This window comes from Paenibacillus sp. HWE-109, assembly GCF_022163125.1.
Taxonomy (GTDB): domain Bacteria; phylum Bacillota; class Bacilli; order Paenibacillales; family NBRC-103111; genus Paenibacillus_E.
Genome location: NZ_CP091881.1, coordinates 728,662 through 747,376, shown reverse-complemented (window position 1 = coordinate 747,376; position 18,715 = coordinate 728,662). Strand labels below are relative to the sequence as shown.

Below are 18,715 nucleotides of genomic sequence, written 5' to 3'. Positions count from 1 at the left end.
ACACAACTGTGCTCCTCAATCAATGAGATTTTCCTTCCTTAATCTCGAAAACTCCGTCGCATAATACGCCACTGCAATGCCCAGTAAGGCGATTCCGATCAGCAATGCCGCCTCCCAGCCCCCCGTTGCGTAAGCCCATCCCCTCCTGCTGCTGAGCCGATAGCGCCCCCTAAAAAGAAAATGGCCATATACAAACCTTTAAGCCTATTGCGAAATTCCGCTCCTAAAGAGAAAATCACCCGCTGCCCGAGAATCATGTTGCATGTCAAGTAAAATCGCCGCAACTACGAGGATGGGGACTGCGAGTGCATAACTTGATGGAACCAGCAAGGGAAGCAGCCCGGAAAAGATGACGATGGTTCTGAGTGAAATGGAACGGAGGACTTGTCAATACCAACGGAACTGTAGTCCAAAACAAACTGAACGTTCCGAATACACAAGCATGATAAATTGCCCTCCGGCGCAATGCTAGTGTCGCCTTCAGCAGATACAGCATGGAGTGCAGCAGCGCCAGGTAAGCTACCTTGAGATATAAATGACTTACCCTAAATTGTTTGCTCAAACACCTCTGCCTCCGTGCCCTCCGTCAGAATCGGGAACTCCATCCGAATGACCGTTCCCCAGCCATACTTACTGAAGATCGCGAAGCTGAATATATCGCCATGATTTAGTTGCAGCCGTTTATACGTATTATAAATGCCGATATGCCCACCTGTTTCTTCACGGTGCAGCCCTTTACGCACCTGCTGTAGGCGTTCTTTTCGCATCCCGATGCCCGTATCAATAATCGCGATATGCAGCATGTCCCCTTTTCGTCGCAGCCTTACTTTAATATAACCAAATCGATTGCTTTCTTTAATTCCGTGATAAATGGCATTCTCAATGATCGGCTGAAAGAGCAGTTTCATTACCCTACTCGCCGTCAAGCTTTCCTCAAACTCCCAGCTAAAATGAAACTTCCCCCGATACCTTACATTCAAAATTTGAATGTAATGATTCGTGTGATAAATTTCCTCTTTCAGTGTAACGGTTTTGTCGGAATCACTAATCGAGTACTGGACAACCTCAGATAAATGATCGATCATCCCGCTGACTTCATTGTGGCCGCCTGTTAAATCCATGGATTTCCAAAAAACTGTCCGAAGCGTATTTGCCAAGAAATGCGGGTTAATATTCGACTGTAGCGCCATCATTTCCATGGCCTTCAGCTTATATTTTTTTTCTGACAACTGTACCTGCAAGTAGCGCTGCTCTATGAATCGTTTGACCGTACGCTGCAAAATATAACTGTACTCGTCCGTTACACGCCCCGGCAATTCTGGCACGGGCAAGCCCTTCTCCCCATTTTCAATCGTTCGAACAATGGTGAGAAGACTGTTGTAGTTCCTTTTGGACAAGTAATAGACCAGAAGTAAAGCTAGCACAAACGAAATGGTTAGCAGCACAACCGTCAAATAAACGAGTCTAATCGGCAGCTGGTAAAAGTACGATTTCGGCGTTGCTGACACGTAAGTAATCCCATAATTTTCCGATCGTTGGCTCGAAACCATGTAAGAGTTATCCGCTGCTGCCACCTCAAACCGCTGAGGGGAGTCCAGTAACTCTTTCACAGTAATCCACTCATCGCTCGCGGCCTCCCGATCAGATCTAGCCACTTTATGACCGTCCTGCTGCAGCAGAAACAACGATTGATGCGGAAAATAGAGCAGCTCCCTGAGCATGTTCGCCAACCCCTCCGTTTTGAGGTTCATAATGATATAGCCCTCAGGCTTGCTCGAACCCGGAGAAGAGAATTTCCGAAAAACGGTGACAAGTGACGTATCCTGATTCTCAAACCTTCGAACCATCCGATTCTCAACAAATACATTGACATCTTTCGGAATACGCTCTAGAAAGTAGTACCACGAAGTGTCATAGTATGTATCCAATGAAGTCAGTCCTTCATTCGAGGCCAGAAATTTACCACCATCATTGTTCAAATAAATATAAATGGAATGAACGACTGGCTTAATATTAGCCGGTGGATTCAACATATTCATGAAGGTTACAAAATTATCGGAATCCACAGGCTGCAAATTAGGACTTCGCATAATCAGCTTCAAGCTGGAAATCAAGCGCGAATTCAAGTTCAGCGTGTAGTAGATCGGATCACTGACTTGGAAGATCGACTCCACCGAATTTTTCGCCTGCTCCATCATACGCTCATTGCTGGTGTTGATCTCTTTCTTCATGTAATTTTGTGAAATCAAAATCGCGAAGCTGCCCAACAGAAATAGCGGGACAAGGAGCGGGAGCATTAAACGAACCAAGTATTTGGTGAAAAATGTTTTCCTCATTCGAACGAACTCTCCAAATGCTCACTGCCATCCTTCTGGTTGCGGAAATCACGGGGAGTCATGCCGAAGTAATTTTTAAAGGCTCGCGTAAAGTTAAATGAGTTGCTATACCCAACCATATCGCTGATCTCATACGTCTTATACTGAATATCGTTCAAATAATTCGCAGCCTGCTCCATCCGCACATGTGTCAAATATTCGGAGAACAGCATCCCTGCGTTCTTTTTAAAAAATTTGCTCAAATAGTCCGGATTCATATGAACTAGCTTCGCCAATTCCTCCAGCGTAGCATCCCGATAATGCGTGGCCACATGCGCTTTGATGGTCGCAATGATTTTCCCTGACATATCCTGACCTTGCTTGGCAGCCGAGTGGTGCTGCTGATCCAATTCTTCTTTGATATGGGTAAAAGCTTGAATGAGTTCCTGATAGTTCGTTGACTTCAGAATGTAGCGTCGAACACCGTTTTCCAGCGCCTTCTGCGCGTAGATGAAATCCTTGTAAGCGCTAAAAAAAATAATGTTCACCTTCGAATTCAAGCTGCTAAGCTCGGAAGCGAGTTCAATACCGGACATAATCGGCATCTTGATATCACAGAGTATTACATCAACATCGTGCCGCTTGATGAAATCCAAAGCTTCTTTGCCATTCTCAACACTGCCGACAACATGAAAACCTACAACATCCCATGGGAAATACCTGCACAAACCATTCCGAATTTCATAATCATCGTCTGCAATTAGCAGCTTGTACATGCTTGTTCACCTTCCATTCTTTCAGCAGCATCAGTAAATGTAATCGTTTCCATTTCAAAGGGATTTCGTGTGCCCATCGTGATGTTTGGAGCCTTTTCCGCACGAAAGTCGTACACAAACTATACCGTAGTTTTCAAAATATCGTCAAGCCACAACGCCCTCAATTCTATCTTCAGTTGACACGTTTATATCTTAAATTGACCTGTCCGAAAAACCTCCAAATTAATGATAGTTTATCTCAAGCCGCCCGCCTTACCTCCGTCCATAAGCGCTGTTACGATAATGTTATCCTTAACAATTCTCACTCATAATCCGACAGGAAGGGATTGAACACGGTTGACCACTTATTTCGCTCGTGAAGAGAGCATTTTTTTTAAGCAAGGCCACCAGCCATCTCATGCGATTGCAACGATTGCCAACGCTTATCTCGGTTCAAACCCGGCTCATGGTTTTACATTCAGGACCATTCACCAGGACAGTTTTAAACAGATGGAGGACGGCCGGTATGATATGAATCTCAATGCCAAATTTTCGGATGCGGCTTTCGGGAGCTACGGCTACGCTTTCGCCGGCCTTTACAGCGAACAGGAGGGAACGATTGAGTTATCCTTAAGCTGTTACGGGCCTGTGCGTATTTATTTAAACAATGCGCTGCTGTATAAATCAACGATGGATGACGATGTCAATATACACCATCGGAAAACATTTCAAGCATCGCTTCGCAAAGGCTGGAATGCCTTTTTCATCAAGCTTCTAAAAACCGCCTCTGGCTTCGGCTGTCAATTTGGATCGAGCAATGGCAAGTGGTTTCCACTGCACTACCTCTCGCCTTTTACAGAGCGTAGTGGCATGGGTGGCTGGGCATACTCATCGCCCGTCGCCGAAGATTGCTTCCCAGATCACCAGTTGCCCTGCTTTCACAGTTTGCAGAGCGATATCGAAAGACAGCATAACGTAACATGGCTGCCGCTCCTTCAGCCACCGATAGCTGCCGAGAGTGGTGCGGATCTGCAAGAGCTGTTCAGCACGGAGTCCGGCGATGTTGCCTACGCCTGGACCTCTTTTACCCTCGACAGCCATGCCGATGAGACATGTCAGATTCACCTCTCCTCCACTGGCAAGCTCCGCCTATGGTTGGACCAATCTCTGGCTGCTGAGCTGGATGCCGGAGGCTCATCCACTGTCACGTACACCGTACCACGCGGACGTCATGATTGTCTCATCGAGATCACCCGACATGCGCAGGCTTGGCGTTTCACGCTCGATATTACGCAGACAGGCAGCCCACTTCCTTTGCTGTTGCCTACACATGTTCATGGCACAGCTTCTCGCTGGTTGTACGCAGGCCCTTTCACAGAACGAATGGAAAGTCCAGAAAAGATGCGTACCTTGCAACGGCTCTTCATAAGTCCTTCGTCGGCAGAAGATGATCTATCCAACGCGCAATATTGGCGAACCGGAGAAACCGATTGTTTCGTGCGCCCATATCTTGAAAATGAGCGGCACGCCAAATGGAACTATCCTTTAGGCGTAACCCTGTATGGCTTATTGCAGACAGGAAGAGAGCTCGGGCGTCAAGACCTCGTTCAGTATGTCATCGAGCATGTCCAGTCCTGCACGAATTTATATGCCTATTCACTATGGGATAAAGTGCGCTACGGCAGCCCTGCCATTAATCATCAGCTAGTTGAACTGAACATGCTCGACGATTGCGGGTCATTCGGCTCCGCCATGCTGGAAGTGAATAGGGAAGCCGACGATCCGACGATTCGCCGCTTAGCACACAAATTGGGGAATTACATGTTGTATCAGCAAGAGCGCAAAGAAGACGGCGCCTTTTATCGACAGCGTTCAGGTGAATATCAGGAAAATACATTATGGGCCGATGATTTATATATGAGTACACCGTTCTTATGTCGGTATTATGAAATGACTGGAGATCTTAGCTATATCACCAATGCAGCCAGGCAGTTTATGCTATTCAAAAACTATCTCTTTATCCCGGAACACAATATCATGTCCCATGTGTATGATTTCAAGTACGAGACATCGACCTACATTCCTTGGGGCCGTGGTAATGGGTGGGTATTGTTTTCGCTATCAGAACTGCTTGCCGTGCTGCCTGAAACCCATGAACTCCGTGGTGAGCTCATTGATTTCTTCCGGACATTAGCAGATGGTTATCTGAAGCTGCAAGGAGCCAACGGCTTATGGCACCAAATTTTGACGGACCACACTTCTTATGAAGAAGCCTCCTGCACAGCGATGTTTACTTATGCATTTTGCCGTGGTATTCGATATGGCTGGCTTGATCAGCCTGAGCTCTATGCGGGAGCGGCCCGCCGTGCCTGGGAAGGCTTGACCAAGCTAGCCATCGATAAATCAGGCAACGTGTACGGCGTCTGCCGAGGCTCGGGATACTCCTTTACACCACTGTACTACAAGAATGAATTGAACTGGATCCTTAATGACACACATGGGATCGGTATCGTATTGCTTTGCGGCATTGAGTATATGAAGATGCAAGCTTTGTAAGAGAGACAAAAGCTGTTGAACGTACGTGTTCATTGCGCACATTTTGCAGCTTTTTTCCATGTAAAAAAACGCCAGCAAGCAGAGTCTTCTGCTTGCTGACGCTTCTAATTTTAACCTTTCAATCCGGTCGTAGCGATCCCCTCGACGAAATACTTCTGTGAGAAAAAGAAGATCAGAACACAAGGAATAATTGCGACCATCGACATCGCCATAACTTCATTCCACTTGGCTGCCGAACTCACATCGAGCGACATCCGAAGACCTAGGGCAAGCGTAAACTTTTTTACACTATTAATGTAGATTAGTGAATTGAAGAAATCATTCCAAGTCCAGATGAACTGGAAAATCGCAGCGGAGAAAATTGCCGGCTTACAAAGCGGCATTAAAATCCTCGTTAAAATTCCGAAGGAATTGCAGCCGTCAATCGTTGCAGATTCGTCCAGCTCTCTCGGCAATCCACGAAAGAATTGAACCATCATGAAAATAAAGAACGGATAACAAGCGAACAGGGCTGGCATGGTAAACGGTAAATAACTGTTTAGCCAGCCGAACTCCTTGAACAAAATAAATCGCGGAATAATGATCACCGCATTCGGCAGCATGAGCGTCGAAATCATGATCGCGAAGAACACATTTTTCAACACAAACTGAAATCTGGCAAAGCCATATGCGACAACCGTGCTGGACAATACTGTAAATAGAACGACCGGCACGACCATTTTGATCGTATTCAATAAGAACACACCGAACGTGAATTGCCCGCTTCCTTTCCAGCCATTCTTATAGGAGTCCCACACAATATGCTTCGGCAGCAGCTGAAGCGATCCGAAAATTTCGTTATTCGGCTTAAAGGAAGCGAAGAACAGCCATATTAGCGGATAAATCATGATTAGCGCAGAGATTGATAAAAAAACGATTGTTACACCGGTGCGAAGCTGACTTCTGGATATCACAGTTGTCATTTGGCCCCACCTCCATCTTCGTAGTACGTCCAATATTTCGATGTTTTAAAAATAATGGCCGTGACGACAAGGATGAGCACGAACAGCACCCAGGACAAGGCGGAAGCATACCCCATTCTATAAAATTTAAAGCCTTCATCGTACAGCTTGAGTGCAAACAAGTAGGTAGAGTTCATAGGCCCGCCGTTCGTTACAACGAAAGCACCTGTGAAGTCTTGGAACGCATTCACCAATTGCATAATGATATTAAAAAATACGATAGGTGTAATCAGTGGCAGCGTGATCGTGAAAAACATGCGGAATTTAGAGGCCCCGTCTACTCGACCTGCTTCGTACAATTCCGATGGCACTTGTTTAAGCCCTGCAAGGAACAGAACCATCGAAGAACCAAATTGCCAGACCGAGAGCAGGCTCAGCGTGAACAATGCAATCTTGGGGCTGCCCAGCCAATTAATGGCCGGCAAGTGCACCGTGTCCAACAGCCGGTTCACCATCCCCTCCTTCATGAATAGAAACCGCCATAAAATGGATACCGCTACACTGCCCCCCAGAATGGAAGGCAAGTAGAATAGTGTGCGATACAGATTGACCATTTTGAGCTTAACGTTTAAAAGCAAGGCCACCATAAGTGCGAAGATGAGCTTCATCGGAACTGAGATAAAGACATACGCGATCGTGGTCGAGAGCGATTTGTAAAAGTTGTTATCCTTTGTAAACATCGCTATATAATTATCCAGTCCGACGAACTTAGGGACGTTCGTAATACTGTAATTCGTAAACGAGTACATTAGGGATGCACCAAAGGGATACAGCTGCAGCACGAGAAATCCGATTAACCAAGGTGCAATATACAGCAGCCCTACATTGCGTTTGGCGATTTTGCTTAGGCTGACGTTCATTATTTCACCTTACCTTACTTGATATCTTTAAATTTATCCTGCACACGCTGCATAAGCTGCTCAGCGCCTTTGTCCGGTGTTAGATTGCCGTATACGACCTTCTCGCAAATATCGCGAATAATATCCGCAACTTCTGGGTTATTTTGAACGGTCGGAGGTGAAGAAGCTGGATTCTTCAGGGCGCTATCTACCATTTTGGCGATATCCGAATCGATTTTATTCGCCTCAACAAGTGCTTTTTTTGCACTATCGGAAGTTGGGATTGAACGCGTATCGAGCAGAATCAAGGAGGCGTCTTTACTGTTTAGCAGCCAGTTGACAAACTTCACAGCTTCCTGAGCATTTGCCGATTTTTTATTCACCGACACAATCATCGACGGCTTCGTTTTCACCGCTTGTGCTTTGCCATCCTTGGCAAAGATCGGCATACCTACCGCAAACTTGCCGTCTCCCGCAGCCGCTTTATATTTGCCTACTGTCGAAGACCAATCCAGCGTCATGCCCATTTCGGCATTGACCCATTTCGGATTCTGCTCCATCTTGCCGCTGAACAGCGCAGCGTCACCCAATGGCTGCGCAGCACCGCTGTCGAATAACTTTTTCATCACCGATAAGCCTTGTGCAATATCCTCTTTGGACGCTTTAATCGCCGGATCGTTGGACACCCAGTAGGTGCCGTTCTTCGAATACAAATACTCATTCAATACGAACTCGCCCAGACCGCCCGTCGTAGTCCCTGGCTCGATCGCGAACAAAAATTGATTCTTGCTCTTCTGATTGAGCTTCTCTCCCTCCTCAATCAGTTTCTCCCATGTCCATTGTGTATTCTTATCCAAACCATTTTTATCAAAGAATGCTTTATTGATCATCGTTCCGAAACCGTTCGTTCCCATCGGCAGGGAAACCAGCTTGCCTTTGACGGAATCATACTCATCTAAAATCTTTTTAGGGAACTGTGTCAGGTCAACCGCAGACTCCTTGCTTAGATCCACGAAAATGTCCCCTTGCGCCGATAAATCCGATAACCAGGGATAATCGAGCTGCATAATATCAGGAGCGGAGCCGCCAGCAATTTGTGTCATGATCTTCTGCTGATAACCATCGTAGCCTTGGTATTCACCTTCTATTTTTACATTGGGATTCAGCTTGGTGTATGCGTCAATTGCAGCCAAAGTTGCTTTATGCCTCACATCGGAACCCCACCAAGAGAATCGAAGTGTAACCTGCTTACCAGAATCGGCTGGCTTGGCCGTCTGAGTCTCTGCTCCAGCAGGCGATGTTGTAGCTGTTGATGTTGTTCCACTGTCTCCGCAGCCTGCAAGTGTTGCGCTTAAGGCCACCAGGCAGGCCATTCCAAGCATTTTTCCTGACATCATTTTCATTATTGCTTGCCTCCATTTGTCATATATAAAGCGTTTACTTTTCATGTAAATACTGTAACATCCCCTGAAATAAATGAATACGCTTCCCGCTTGATAAAAACTATCTTCAACTAATTACCTTTTGCCAATTGTCAATTATTGATATATTCGCTCTCATTCCACGATATTTGTTAAAAAAAGAGCCGCTGTCCTGGGCATAGGCCAGGCGAAAGCGACAGCAGCTCTTGAACCTTTACTCACTCTTCTGTAAGAGTCGCGCCATGATGACGGCTGCCTGTGCCCTTGTGGCTGCGTCAAGCGGCATAAAGCTGCCTCCGCTGCCTTCAATGACACCTGCGGCTTGCATAGCGGCAATCGCATCTTGCGCATACGCTGCAAACTGCGCTTGATCCTGGAACGCCTGTGGCTTACTGTCTGAGCTCACATTCAGCTTCAAAGCCTGCATCGTGCGATAGGCCATAACAGCCATATCCTGCCTAGAGATGTCACCGTTTGCATCGAAACTGCCATCCTCACGACCGCTAATAATGCCCAAGCGCTGTGCTGTGGCAACCGCGCTGTAATACCAGTCACTCGTCTTTACATCAAGGAAGCTACTTTGGGCTTTTCCATCGTCGAGTCCAAATGTACGTATCAGCAGCGCCAAGAACTCTGCTCTTGTTACCGGACTCCCCGGGTTGAATCTGCCTTCAGCCACGCCATGCACGATCTGCCGGGCAGCCAGCGTCAGAATGCTTGACTCCGCCCACGCGACATCGTTCAAATCGTGGAAGCTTACGCCATTGTAGCCGATAAGGTAATCGCCCGGCTCGTTCGCCGTAAACACAACTTCACCAGTTGCTGGATGATAGGTGCCATGAATGAGAACTTCCTTTTGACCATCGCTTGTCAACTTGCTGACAACAATCTGCTCCGGCTTCTCACCTTGCTTTAATTTATAGGCAAGCTCAATGTTAATCTTTTGTCCGTTCAACGTCTGAACCGGCGCTGCATCTACTTGCATAGCCAGCCTGTATACGATTCCACGGCCTACAGCTTGGCTCTGTTTCACAGAGAGATCCTTCGAATCTAGAGCACCGAAACTAATTTGCAGATTCTTCGCATCGACTTCCAGGCTAAAAGCTTGAACAGGAACCGTGACTTGGGTACTGCCAGAAACAAAAGTTAATTGCTTAATCTGGCTTGCAGCTGCCTCCTTCAAGAGTGCAACCGGAAGTATAACTTCTACTTTATTAGCTTCTCCTGCTTGCGTCCGCTCAAAATGCAGCGTTGAATCTACTGACTGCTCAAGCGCATGTTGGAATTCCTCTTTTGTAATTGTTACTTCCGTATTTGGTGTGGGAGGCGTCTGAGTCACTGGAGCAGATGGTGTAGAAGGCTCATCTTGATCACCGCCACCAGGCTGCTGGACGGCCACCACGGTGATATGCACAGTCGCAGGCAATTCTGTACCTGCTACTTCGCCCGATACCATGAATGCGCCTGCTTGCGCATATTGAGCCGCTTGGATGGCGTCCCAGACCACCGGCACGTTTGCTGTCGTATGGTCGCTGTAGAGCGCTTCAACAGTCGAAGGCAGCTGTGGTGCTGTACCAACCTGCGTCTCTGCCTCTACCGGTGTCAACGAGACAATTGTCGCCTGTGGCACATCGGCTTCGCTCACTGTAATTTGAACATAGCCAACCGCATTTGCATGAATGGTGCTCATCAGCTTCAAACGCGCTGTGCCAGGTTGAACCCCAGTAACCGTCGTCTCCAAGCCATTTGACTGGAGGGACACCACTTTATTGCTGTCATTGACAGCAGCCTGACTGTCGATGCTCCATTTCACATACTCACCGGTTGCATAGAACGGCTGCAGTCCGAGGACCTGAGCACTCACCGTAATGCTGTGGCCTTGTTGTACGGTTCTGTCGCCCGTAAATGTAATGCTCGGTTCTTTATTCATTAATTTAATCGCATCTAGTGACAAATTATAGTTAGCTGCAGCTTCATTTTTACCTGTAACGACAAATGTAAATGTATACTCGCCCGGCGTAAACGTATAACTGCCGTAATTGTGATCCACATACATCGCATCCACCGTATTCTCATATTGATCAAACGGCTCTCCGAATGGAACGCCATTAATCAATAGCTGCACAATCCCTCTTTGCTGGTGAACCTTGTGGGCAACCACCACATCGAACATACCCGAACGATCCACATCAAAGGTTAACGCTACACGCTCTCCGATGCCGCCGGTCATGGTGCCTGATACATACTTGCCACCGCTTGCAGCAGCATCAGTACCAATCAAGATGCTTGCACCGCTGGAAGGGGTCGTTATTTTAGCATTTTCCGCCTCAAGGGTGCTTCCCGTTAACACATCGACTGGCGTGAGGACGAAACGATCTGTATTGATTGTTTTATTCGTACCGCCTTGGAAGACGAAGCGGAAGCTTTTCTCGCCAGCAGTCTGAAACGTTATTGTCCCTAAATCAAAAAATTTGATTTTTTCTGCTTCATTTTGGTTCCAGACGCCGCCTGCCGCTGCACCCTCGATGAACCATTGCCCGCTTCCTCTTGTCGTCGATACCTTAGCAGCCGCTTGCACATTATAGACGCCTGCCTTCGGTACATTGATTTTATATTCGATATAGCTGCCAGCTGACGCGTCCGTTGAAGTAAAGTTCATCCCGTTCGGAGAAGCGTTTGGCGTAGTTCCGCTGCTAACCTTGGTAGCTGTCCCGCCACTAACCGTTGTTAGATTTGCACTGAACAGATCTGCCGCCACAAACGTACTGGCTGAAGGCAGTTTAGGAATGAATACATCCTCTGTCTGCTCAAACTGATTAATGGTTAGCTGTCCGGTGCCATTCACGTCCAGATTTAAATCGACGATCATAACGGCATTCTCGTTCTTTCCGTAGACAACTACTTTACCTGAGCTTCCTGCTGTTCCCGTGCCCTGAATGACCATCTTGCCATTGGACATTGAAAGCGTCGCATTCGAAATATGCTCATCGGCATAAAGCACTTGATAATTGTCCCCATGATATTCTTGAATCCAATAAGCCTTGCCTTTGGAGGAATTCTCATCCAGATCAATGGTGAAAGCCTTCAACTGTTCTCCTGTCAGAAGTCCCTTAAATCGATACGTAAAGCTGCCTGTATCATCGAGAGATACATCTTCGATCAAGTATTGCTTCGCTGGATCCAGCCAGCGCAGATTGACATTCACTACGGATGCACCTGCTTTGCCACCGCCAGTTGCGATCAGCAGCGCTTGATCCTTCTGCTCCGAAACCTGCATCATCGCATAAGGGCCGCTGTTCTGATTCCAATTTGCCGCCACATTGCTGTCCCAGCCAGGACCGTTATAAACAGGGCGCATAATTGAATCCGTTAATGTGCGAATGCGATCAGATTTCCGCCAAGCATTGAATTTGGCCATGAGCTCTATATCTTTCTGGCTCCATGTGCTTGGATCACTGCCATGCTTGACGTTGCGAGCAAATAAATATTTATAGTACGTTGACATATCTCCGCTTGTCATATTCCCAATATTGAAGTAAACGGAATTTAAAGGCATATGTCCAAATAATCCTGCAGAAATCGGAATATCCAAGCTCTCGCCATATTCCGTTGTGGATGTCGTCCAGCCGTTGTCGATGACATGCAGCAGCTCATTCGTGCGGTCGCCTTGCGTCGGCCAAATATCTACTTCTGTCGTATATTTCGCTTTAAAATCCGGATACGTGTCTACGAGATCATTGAGCACCTGATTCGTCAGCACATTTTTCCGATAAACATTATCTGTCGGATGCGAGTAGGACGTAACGGCCTGATTCGGCCAAAACTCCGTTAAATCAACCATCTGATGCGATAGATGGTAATTCTGAATCATCGCTTCGATACTATTTTTCTTAGCAGCAATAACAGCAGGATCCGCTAAATCATTCCCACGGTTATGATAGCCGCCGGTCATCGAATACCACAAGCCGAACATAAGCCCTTCATCATGATAGTACTTCGTCAGTCGGTTCATATCGTCCGTATACGATGGAAGCGGCTGAATGCCGTCTCTTGATGTACCATTATCGCCTACGTTATTCCAGCCATCATCGAACATCACCATATCGAATCCTGCTGCCTTCAAGGTCGGTACAACCGTTGATCGATAATAAGCTTCATTCCGTTTGCCAGATCCCCACTCCCAATCGTTGGAGTTGAGAATGGTCGAGGTGTTGTTGTACTTGAAGCGTTCTCTCAAGTGCGTTTCGACCGCCATTTTACCGTCGACAATGTCGCCCTTAAACACACTCAAATTCACAGCAATATACGGAAATTGCTCATTCGGGAACAACACGAGCTGCAGTGCTTCCGGATTCGTCGCAATCTTCACCATATCCCCTTTAAAGGCACTAATGCCAGCAAAAGAACGCGTCATATACGGCGCCCCCGTATCCGGAGAGCTCGGATCTCTTTTCAAAATTTCCGTTTTGGAATTAACCTCTGGTCCGACATAGAAGCCGTCCCCTGAATCATAACGGTTAATGATTACCTTAATATCTTCACTGTCCTTTTTCGTGTCTGCTTTATCAACACCACCGGTCGTACTATACCATTTCGATAGGTAGACATAATGCAGATCATGTGCGAGATCTGGGAAATCAAGCTTGATCACATCGGAAGACGTAATCTGAAGTCTTGAATCTGCACGGTTGTTACGAATGTATGCTTGATATTTCAAACCGGCATTGCCTTTGTACAGTTCAAAAGAAAGCGTAACGGTAATCCCGTCCTTGGTGACCGGAATTTCCAGACGAGTGCCGACTTCCGAGATTTGTCCCGTTGCTGATGTCATCGTAATCGTATGCTCCGTCGGGGTACCCAGCACATACCCGCCGTCGTTGGCATCCAGCGTTTGTGTCGTCGAAATTGCTTCTTTCCCGCTATCTCCCGATGCCAAATAGCGGTAATTGTAATGGAACAGCGTGGATAAATTTGCTGCTGGAGCTTGCGGCATATAGTCGACATTAGCTGCTTTATTATAAAAGCTGGTCATACGAATACTGCCACTGTCCATGTATTCGATTTTGGTACGAAGCGCATCGTTTTCCAAGGTCCATGTCAAATGATCATTCACAGTAACCTGCGCTTGAATAGTTGTTCCTGTCACATCGCCGTCAACCTCAAACGTTCCTGCCTGCGCATATTGCGACGGATCGATCGTGCTCCAGCTGACAGACACCATAGCCGTAATATTGTCGCTGTACGTCACCAACACTTGAGCAGGCAAGCTCGGCGCAATCCCTTTGGAGGTCGATACCGTAACAGGCGCTACCGCTACGATCGTGGCCTGCGTGTTCACGACAGTAACATTCGCTTGTGCCAGCAGTGGCGTGCCGCCTTGTACTTCCCCATACACGGCAAACGTGCCTTGTTGTGCCAAATTCGCAGGATCAATCGCCCCCCAGCTTACCGTCACGTTAGTCGTTGTCGCATCATCCAGCTGGGCGGCAACTTGCGCCGGCAGCACAGGTGAAGCCCCTACGCGTGTTGTCACAGCAATGGATGGAATTGAGCTGACTGCAGCCGGACCTGGCTGCATTTCACCGATCCCCATTTTTACGTGATCCAATACAAGGTTGGCATGAGAAGCTGAGTCACCGCCAATTTTCAAAATATCCGAGCCCGTGCCGAGACTCGCTGCTCCACTCCAAGCCAAATTGCCATCGATGTACATATCATATGTGTAGTTGGCATGAACAACGACTCGGTACGTATGATAAACCGTCGTATCCAATGTGGCTGATTTATCCGGAGAGGTCGTTTTATTTTGAACCGTTCCCGAAGTGCCGTAAGTTAAATAGAAGCTGATCAAATAATTCGAGCTGCGTAAGGAAAATTCATTTAAGGTGTCCGCATCCGCCACTTTCGCTCTCGTTTCAAATGTGAACGCGCCTGAAGGTGCTGCAAATCCGCTCTTCAACAAATACACTGCTGTATTGATTTTATCGACCACATTCACTTCTCCGGTATTTTGAGAGATCGTACCGGCTCCCTGTGTCGTCCAGCCCGCTGTAAATGCGCTCATATCATCGTTGATCAGACCCCATTGCTCACCGATTGGAACAACGCTTCGCTCATTCGCATTGGCGCTCTCTCCGAGATGATTCAGTGCCGTCACCGTAAAATAAACCGGAGTTCCGTTCGCAAGACCGTTGATTGTCAAGCTTGTAGCAAGACCTGCTGGCACGGTTTTTGTGTAGCTTCCGCTAACGGCTCCGTATTTCACTTGATAGCCAGTCGCAGAAGGCACACTGCTCCAGTTTAAAATTGCTGCATGGTTGCCCGACGTCACACTTGTCAAATCAGGCGCTTGCGGCAGTGCTGCATTGGTCGTCATATTAAATTTCGCGTGGAAAGTGGCACCTCTAGAACCTGCTGCCTGTACACGCAATTGAATCGTCGGTGTCAACCGCTTAATCGTTACGCCGGCATCAGCGGAAATGACACCAGAAGCCGAGGCGTTGATCTCCACATCAATGCTTCCCGTATTGTCATGCGTCGGATCGGATATAGAGACATCCAAATCCTGCGCTGTCTGATGCGTCATGACAGAGGACTTTTTATTACTCGTAATCCAATTGCTTCCGTCCACATTCACCGATTTCACTTTATCATTCCAAAAATTCGCTCCAATAATATTTAAACTGTTTTCTTTCACAGCCTGCACGTCTTCCGTATTCGTCAGAATTGTGATATCCGGATGGCTGGCATAGGCTGCCGTCTGTGCGGATGTCGCATTCGGAAGCGTAACATATTGATACTTGCTATTCGTCGGGTTCGTCCCGTGATCCAGCCACAGTGTCAAATAGTTGCTTGTAAACGGCGTTTGAAGCGTTCCTGTTCGGCTATCGATATCGCTCCAAGCGCCTGTTCTCGCTTCCCGAAGCCCCTTTACCGTTGTCCCCCCAGGGAAATAGTAACCGATATCCGTCCCCGGTGTATCCCCAGCGAACTGCGCCCAAGTAACGTCGTTCATCGTTTCGTTCCAGCCAAGAGCGCTTGGTTTCACGGTCCCGTTCACCGTGAATGCGTTCGTGCCTGCGTTGTTAATCTTACGGTTTTCAACAATGGTCTCAATCGTGCGATTATCCGGGCTCGTGATGCCAGAGCCTAGAGCAACGATTTCATTATCAAACGAAAACCACGACTTTCTCGCTGTCAAATTGCTGTACAGCGCATCGAGCTCCATCCCGGTCGTGCCGTACGTGCCGAGCATCTCGGTGCCGCCCGTCCAGTCATTTCCGCTGACTTTATTGCCCCCACCCGTTGTACGCGTCTGCCGATCCACCGTCGTGCCTGGCATTCTATAAGGATCAACGGTTTGCCAATAATCATCCGAAAATTGACCAAGATCGTTATTGTACAGGTAGGTCATCCCGTCACCGGTATACCAGCCCTTCAAATTTTCACCGTTGCCTTCTTCATAGTTGGCAATTCGGCTAGAATGCATTCGAATAGCAAACGTGAAGTCCGGACGCCGCAGGATCGACTGATCCATATTCGCGAATTGTTTAAACCATACTCCTTGCGGGTAAGGGACAACGGAAGCGTCTTGCACAATTGTTTTTCCTAACATGATGTAATTGATGGGATTGTTGACGAAGAAGTTCACATACGTGTCCGTCTGTATCCAGGATTTTATCATTTTTCTGAAATCAGCTGCTTGCTGGAACGGCGCGATTTGCGCCAGACGGATGACCGCCCTGGTTACGCGCTGCCCTGCGATATGGTCAGATACATAGGAGCGGGATATTTCTCGTCCGCGTGACATATCCATGACAAGCCCTTTATACATAAACGGCTCAAAATTATCATAAATCCATTGGTACACATTGCTAGACTTCGGATCTGTGACGGCCCAAGTCGTTCCCCCAAGCACATACATGACATCCGCCATATTTCCTAGCATCGTCGCTCCATAACCGCCATTGTAAGGCGTAATATCATGCTGGATGAAGGAGCCGTCCGTATAAAAGCCATCGCTCTGCGTCACATACGGAAATACCGGACTTAGTCCGTCTCTTGCCATCGCCAGTTTGGCAGCGTCCTTCACAATAATGCCGCGATAAGCGACAACCTGACTTTTCCAAACCCGATTAGCGGCTGTCATATCCACAATCGGCGTAAAATGATCAATTGCCATCATGTAGTTCGAAATTTGCTGGAACGTTAAATCTTCATATAGCAGGACGGCAATATCATTGATCGCAAGCGGAGTTCCGATCCACCAATCCCACCAGTTATCGTATAAAATTTTGTTTTCGTTGTAACGATTTGTATACATCCAATCAAGTGCGCTGCTTAAATCACTCAAGAGGCCTGTGCTATGATATAAGGAAGAGCCTCTCGTTGCATATGCCAAGGCCATTTCTTTCAATCGGGTATAGGCTGACGTAATTTGAGCGGAATTCGAAGTACTAGCCAGATCGCTCCACAAATACGTGCGGTTCCCCACTTTATTCATCGTATCCCAATTCGATTGCGCCTTCGCTGTGATCGCCGTTATTTGGTTCACAATATCCGGATCCGCAACAGAGTAACTCGTGCCGCCAGTCAACATATCCTTCAACTTGCTGCGTAGTTGATCAAATTCATCCGCTGCTGCCGCAAGCACAGTCACGTGCGCGATAGCTGGAATAGCCGTACCCGGCACTGTGCCATTGACATCAAAGCTGCCAGCCGAGCCGTAGGCACTTACAGGAATAGAAGCCCATGTGACAGGAGCCTGATTCGTTGAGCTGTCTGCATAAGTAACACTGACCACAGTCGGCAATACCGGAACTACCTTTGCCTGTGTTGTGACATTCACTGGCGCGATAGCGGTAATAACTGCTGAACTTGCGTTTACAGTAACATGGGCCAAAGCAGGCACGGCAGTTCCTTGTACGCTGCCGCTAACGATAAAATCACCTTGCTGCGCGTAATGAGAAGGTGCTACCGCGACCCATGTCACAGGTACAAATGCGGTCGAATCATCTTCGTATACCGCAGTCACGACAGTTGGCATCACGGGGGTCTGCCCCACTGAAGTCGTTACTTCCGATATCTGAATGGAGCTAAGCGGATATCCGCCTGGCAAGATTTCCCCGGAACCTAGTCGAACATGATCCAGCGTTACATTTGCGTAACTCGCTGAATCTCCGCCCATTTTAATCAAACTCGTCCCGCCTGTTGCGTTTGGCGCCCCGCTCCAAGCTAAAATTCCATCTACGTATAGATCGTAGGTGTAATTCGCATGAACAACCATCCGGTACGTGTGATAAATGGTAGTGTCCAAAGTAAACGTTTTCGTGGAACCGGACACTTTATTTTGAACCGCACCGGCTTGCCCATAGGTGATGTAAAAGCTCGACAAATAATTCGTGTTTCTAACCGTGAACTCATTCAACGTGCCCGTACCGTTCACTTTAGCCCTTACCTCAAAGGTAAATGAGCCTGTTGTAGGCAGCACGTTGCTTTTCGTCAAGTAAGCGGAAAACGATGTCGTATCGACAATCGTGACGTTATCCGCATTTTGCACAATGGTATTATGCGTGTTATCGGTATTCTGTGTACTCCAACCCGTCGTGACATATGCACTTAAATTATCATTTAAGATATTCCAAGGCGAAGCTGCATAAGACGTCAATGGCTGCATAGATAAGCAAAAGCTAACCATCATCACCATAATCATCCCTATGGATACTATTCTCTTCACAATATGAACCTCCTCGACCTTTTCACTAAGCCATTCTCATCCAGTCTGAACTATCCCACTCCTTGCAAAAATGTCTATGTCCTCCCCCCATG

Annotated in this window: 7 protein-coding genes and 1 pseudogene; 1 reads left to right on the top strand and 7 read right to left on the bottom strand. The window is 47.4% G+C overall.

What is annotated here, in order from left to right; all coding sequences use genetic code 11:
- Nucleotides 1-15 precede the first annotated feature (15 nt).
- From LOZ80_RS03210 to LOZ80_RS03200, 3 genes and pseudogenes are all read right to left on the bottom strand, one after another.
- Nucleotides 16-520: pseudogene (locus LOZ80_RS03210) on the bottom strand (MFS transporter); the annotation flags it as partial.
- A gap of 25 nt (nt 521-545) precedes the next feature.
- Nucleotides 546-2,336, bottom strand: coding sequence for a sensor histidine kinase (locus tag LOZ80_RS03205; protein ID WP_238170068.1), 1,791 nt, complete (start codon nt 2,334-2,336; stop codon nt 546-548).
- Complete coding sequence (locus LOZ80_RS03200; protein ID WP_238170067.1) at nt 2,333-3,091, bottom strand: response regulator transcription factor; 759 nt, start codon at nt 3,089-3,091, stop codon at nt 2,333-2,335. The genes LOZ80_RS03205 and LOZ80_RS03200 overlap by 4 nt, the downstream gene beginning before the upstream one ends.
- A gap of 336 nt (nt 3,092-3,427) precedes the next feature.
- Here LOZ80_RS03200 and LOZ80_RS03195 point away from each other — a divergent pair, with 336 nt between their 5' ends.
- Nucleotides 3,428-5,626 (top strand): glycoside hydrolase family 88/105 protein, encoded by a 2,199-nt coding sequence (locus LOZ80_RS03195; RefSeq protein WP_238170066.1) that lies wholly within the window; start codon nt 3,428-3,430, stop codon nt 5,624-5,626.
- 110 nt (nt 5,627-5,736) lie between these two features.
- Here the strand turns inward: LOZ80_RS03195 and LOZ80_RS03190 are convergent, their stop codons facing one another.
- From LOZ80_RS03190 to LOZ80_RS03175, 4 genes are all read right to left on the bottom strand, one after another.
- Nucleotides 5,737-6,588: a carbohydrate ABC transporter permease gene (locus LOZ80_RS03190; protein ID WP_238170065.1), complete on the bottom strand. Its 852-nt coding sequence runs from the start codon at nt 6,586-6,588 to the stop codon at nt 5,737-5,739.
- Nucleotides 6,585-7,487 carry a carbohydrate ABC transporter permease gene (locus LOZ80_RS03185; protein ID WP_238170064.1) on the bottom strand — a complete coding sequence of 301 codons (903 nt, stop codon included), beginning with the start codon at nt 7,485-7,487 and terminating at the stop codon, nt 6,585-6,587. The genes LOZ80_RS03190 and LOZ80_RS03185 overlap by 4 nt, the downstream gene beginning before the upstream one ends.
- A gap of 14 nt (nt 7,488-7,501) precedes the next feature.
- Nucleotides 7,502-8,869 (bottom strand): ABC transporter substrate-binding protein, encoded by a 1,368-nt coding sequence (locus tag LOZ80_RS03180; protein ID WP_238170063.1) that lies wholly within the window; start codon nt 8,867-8,869, stop codon nt 7,502-7,504.
- Between the two features lie 232 nt (nt 8,870-9,101).
- Nucleotides 9,102-18,623, bottom strand: coding sequence for a polysaccharide lyase family 8 super-sandwich domain-containing protein (locus tag LOZ80_RS03175; RefSeq protein WP_238170062.1), 9,522 nt, complete (start codon nt 18,621-18,623; stop codon nt 9,102-9,104).
- Between the last annotated feature and the right edge of the window lie 92 nt (nt 18,624-18,715).